The organism is Protofrankia sp. Cj5, from assembly GCF_917627405.1.
In the GTDB taxonomy this organism is placed as follows: Bacteria; Actinomycetota; Actinomycetes; order Frankiales; family Frankiaceae; genus Protofrankia.
Genome location: NZ_CAKJTO010000086.1, coordinates 18,341 through 22,099 on the forward strand (window position 1 = coordinate 18,341; position 3,759 = coordinate 22,099).

Genomic DNA, 3,759 nt, shown 5'->3' on the forward strand with positions numbered 1-3,759 from the left:
CGAACTTCCGGCGGCGACCACTAAGAGCGACCGGCAATAGGGGACGCGGCGTCGCGGGGCCAGGGCACGCTCCCCAGCCCCGCTCCTTGATCCACGCCCCTATTGCCGGTCGCTCTTATTGCCGGGTGCTCTTACGGCGACGTTGGATCCGGCGGTGGCCGGGCGTGACCGGATGCGGGGCTGGACAAGTCGAAGCATCCCCGCGCCTCGCGACGTCCGTGCCTCAGCCTTGTTTTTTGATCCACGCTCCTATTGCCGGGCGCTCTTGTTTTCGTGTTAGACTGACAGTATTCATCGTCGGTAGGCGGGCAATCTGCCTACCGGTAATGTATGTAAATGTCATTCGCGCATCCTGTGGATGATTTTCTCGTTGGATTCCGTCGACGGCTGGTGGGGCCCTGGTATGCCGAACGACGTGCTACCACAGGGCCTCCCGCCTGTCCGGCGGTGGTGGAATGATCGCGGTTTTTCACGGTTGTCAGGAGGGACCATGGCAGGACAGTCGATATCGGCGCGGGCCGTGACGGTGCCCCATGTCGGCACCTACCGTATCGTCCCCGATCGCTCCATGGTGCGGTTCACCACCCGCGGTATGTTTGGCCTTGCCAAGGTGGTCGGTATCGTCGCGATCCGCGAGGGCGCGGTGATCGTCGCTGACCCGGTCGAGAAGTCCGGCGTTCGCGCCGTGCTCGACGCCAGCAGCGTCAACACCGCCAACCGCAAACGGGATGACCATCTCAGGACGGCGGACTTTCTCGATGTTGCGTCCTACCCGGATATCACGTTCATCGCCGACGGAGCTCGGGATGCGTCTGGCGCGTGGGTTGTGCCCGGTACACTCACCGTCCGCGGTGTCTCCCGACCGGTGGACCTGACTCTCACCGCCGTGGTACCGGCCAGTGGCGAGACGCGGTTCAACGCCGTCACCCGGATTGATCGAAACGAGTTCGGTGTCACGAAGATGAAGGGGATGGTCGCTCGTTACCAGGCGATCGAGCTGGATCTCATCGTGGTGCCGTCCCCTGGGTGAGCCGGAAAGCGGTAGGCGCGCTCTGACCGAAGGCTTCGATTATCGGTTGCGTTCCCCGAGCTCCGCCAGGCCATGCTCGCTCTCGGCGACTCCGGCTGACCGCGGCGTCGGCTGTCCGGCATAGGTCGCGATTGCCTGGTTCTAACGGGGTCGCGAGGGGGAAGAGCGAGATAGATGACAATGGAGGCGTGCGACCCGATCATTGATGATCTTTTGGGTGTGGTGAATACAGCCACCGCGGCGGTGGATCCGCATGGCATCATCACCGCGTGGAGCGCGCCTGCGTATCAGCTGCTCGGTTACTCGCCGGATGAAATCGTTGGGAAGCTGGGGATCGGCCTTCTTGCCACCGGTGTTCCAGGTCCGGCCCGCCGTGCCGTGGCGGACCAGCGAGGATGGAGCGGGAAAGTCGCTGTGCGCCACCGAGACGGCCGGCAGCTGGATATCGTGCTGTGCGCGTACCCGTTGCGGGACGCCGCGGGGAGGATCCAGTGGTTCCTGGTCGCTCCCGCGGCGGCGGGATATGCGGATCCACCGGACGACTCGTTCGGGCACGTCGGCGATCGGACGATTGTGGAGTGGGGGTTTCGCCAGGCTGAGCTCTTCATCGTCATCTACGATTCCCAGACCCGTTTCTGGCGGCTGAGCGCCGGCGCGAAATCCATGCTGGGTCTTGACGAGACCGACCTACGCGGGCGGCCGTTCATGGAGGCACTGCGCAACCCCAGCTACGAGGGATTCGCCGAGCAGCTGCGCCAGGTTGTCGAAACCGGCCGATCGGTGGTGTACGAGAACTACGTTCGCGTTCCCTCCGAGCCCCGCGACCATGCCTGGGCCACCAGCATGTCTCCGATCAAGGCCCCGGACGGTCGGGTGCTGGGCGTGTTCGCCGCAGCCTTCGATGTCAGCGAGCAGTACTGGGCCCGGCAGCGACTTGCCCTGCTCGACGACGCCAGCAGCCGTATCGGCAGCACCCTCGACGTGACGCGGACCGCTCAGGAACTGGCCGACATGGCCATCCCCACGCTTGCGGACTGGGCCAGCGTCGACCTGCTCGATTCGGTGTACCACGGGGGCGAGCCAGCTCCGGGCCCGCTTGCCGGCCAGGTCACCCTACGCCGGGTCGCCCACCACTGCGTTGTGGACGGCGAGCTGGATGCCGTCGTCAGCCTGGGGGAGCTCTGCGTCTACCCGGACTTCTCACTGCCAGCCCGCTGCCTGGCAACGGGCCAGCCCATGCTGAGTGGGACCGCCGATCCTGATGCCGCGCGAAGGGCCGCGGCTGATCCTGTCCGCGCCACGGCCAGCCAGCATGCGTTCCATTCGGTGATGGCAGTGCCGCTGCGGGCCCGGGGAGCCACGCTCGGGGTGGCGCTGTTCGGCCGGCACCGGCATGCGGAGTCCTTCAGGCGGGACGACCTCGTCCTTGCCGAGGAGCTCGGCTCCAGGGCCGCGATCTCGATCGACAATGCTCGTCGCTATACCCGGGAGCGCACCACCGCACTCGCGCTTCAGCGCAGTCTGCTGCCGCAACGGCTGCCCGAGCAGACGGCCGTGGAGGTCGCCTCCCGCTATCTGCCGGCCAGCTCCCAGGTTGGTGTGGGTGGTGACTGGTACGACGTGATTGCGATGTCTGGAACCAGGGTCGCCCTGGTGGTCGGTGACGTGGTCGGTCACGGTGTCCATGCCGCCGCGACCATGGGCCGGCTGCGTACCGCTGTCCGTACGCTGATCGATATTGATCTTTATCCGGGTGAGCTGCTTACCCGTCTGGACGACGTGGTCGCGCGCCTCGCCGCGGATCACGACGGCGTCGCGGGAAACACCGCGCCCCTGGAACAGGAGGCCGTCAACGACATCGGCGCCACCTGTCTGTGTGCCGTTTATGATCCGGTCTCCCGCGTCTGCACGCTGGCCCGGGCCGGCCACCTCCAGCCCGTTCTGGTCACTCCTGATGGCACGGCCGCCTTCCTGGATGTGCCCGCTGGCCCGCCGCTCGGGCTCGGCGGCCTGCTCTTCGAGGCGGCCGAGGTTGAACTGCCGGCGGGCAGCCTGCTCGCCCTGTACACCGACGGCCTGGTCGAGTCCCGCGATCGTGACATCGATGTGGGGCTTGAGGCGTTGTGCGCTGCCCTCGCTCCGCTGCGCTCCGGCAACGGCCCGCCTGGTCAGCCGGTGCTCTCCTCGTCCTTGGAAGCCATCTGTGACCGGGTGCTTGATGCTCTGCTGCCCGAGCATCCCGCCGATGACGTCGCGCTGTTGCTTGCCCGCACCCGCGCTCTCGACGCGAGCCAGGTCGCCAGCTGGGACCTGCCCGCTGACCCGGCTGTCGTCGCCCACGTCCGGGCGGGGGTACTGCGCACCCTCGGCGTGTGGGGACTGGCGGAAGCCGCGTCCACCACCGAATTGCTCGTCAGCGAGCTTGTCACCAATGCGATCCGCCATGGGCGTGCCCCCATCCAGGTGCGGCTGATCCGGGACACCGCACTGATCTGCGAGGTCTCCGATGCCAGCAGGGCCGCGCCGCACCTGTGCCATGCCCGTACCTTTGACGAGAGCGGACGCGGGCTGTTTCTGGTCGCTCAGCTCGCGGCGCGCTGGGGCACTCGCCAGACCCGCGATGGTAAGATCATCTGGGCTGAGCAGGCGCTGGCCGCGGCCCCGCGGGGCGAGGTTCGCGAAGGCACGTGACGGTTTGTGCGGCAGGGCTCGTGCAGCGACGTATGTGA

The 3,759-nt window shown here is 66.9% G+C and carries 2 protein-coding genes; both read left to right on the plus strand.

What is annotated here, in order from left to right; all coding sequences use genetic code 11:
• Positions 1-490: 490 nt before the first annotated feature.
• Positions 491-1,030, plus strand: a complete 540-nt coding sequence (locus tag MJ777_RS17245; protein ID WP_239313733.1) for a YceI family protein — start codon at positions 491-493, stop codon at positions 1,028-1,030.
• A gap of 174 nt (positions 1,031-1,204) precedes the next feature.
• Entirely contained in the window at positions 1,205-3,721 is a 2,517-nt protein-coding gene (locus tag MJ777_RS17250; protein WP_239377143.1) for a SpoIIE family protein phosphatase, read from the plus strand.
• Positions 3,722-3,759: the final 38 nt, after the last annotated feature.

Excerpts from the sequence above, each read along its gene's own strand:
- MJ777_RS17250 (WP_239377143.1), top strand. The coding sequence starts at position 1,205 with ATGACAATGGAGGCGTGCGACCCGATCATTGATGATCTTTTGGGTGTG.
- MJ777_RS17245 (WP_239313733.1), top strand. The coding sequence starts at position 491 with ATGGCAGGACAGTCGATATCGGCGCGGGCCGTGACGGTGCCCCATGTC.